1 protein-coding gene is annotated in these 444 nt (G+C 60.4%); it reads left to right on the top strand.

What is annotated here, in order from left to right; all coding sequences use genetic code 11:
• Positions 1 to 25: 25 nt before the first annotated feature.
• Positions 26 to 444: transposase (locus L1069_RS23960; RefSeq protein ID WP_237457311.1), on the top strand; the 419-nt coding region annotated here is incomplete at its 3' end.

Below are 444 nucleotides of genomic sequence, written 5' to 3'. Positions count from 1 at the left end.
AAACCAGCCGTGAAGGAGAACGACCATGTTGCATTATGTTGGTCTGGACGTGTCCGTCAAATCCGTGTCGATCTGTGTTGTTGATGGAGAGGGTAAGGTGCTTGCGCGCGGCGAAACCAGTTCGGATCCGGACGAGATTGCATCGTTTATTTCCGAACATTCCGCCAAGCCCGAGCGGGTGGTGCATGAGAGCGGCATCCTGGCCATCTGGCTCACCCGCGAGCTGGAGAAACGCGGCCTTCGGATCATCTGCATTGATGCCCGCCTGGCGCACAAGGCGCTGTCTGGGCGGATCAACAAATCCGATACCGGTGATGCCGAAGGGCTGGCGCATCTGGCCCGCACCGGCTGGTTCAGCCGGGTTCACATCAGAAGCGAGGCGTCGGAGCGGGTTCGCGTGCTCATTGGCGCACGGGAGCGCCTGATCAGGATGCGCAAGGACCT

Origin of the sequence: Leisingera sp. MMG026, assembly GCF_021654205.1 — a bacterium.
Lineage (GTDB): Bacteria > Pseudomonadota > Alphaproteobacteria > Rhodobacterales > Rhodobacteraceae > Leisingera.
This window is presented reverse-complemented; position numbering and strand designations above follow the sequence as displayed.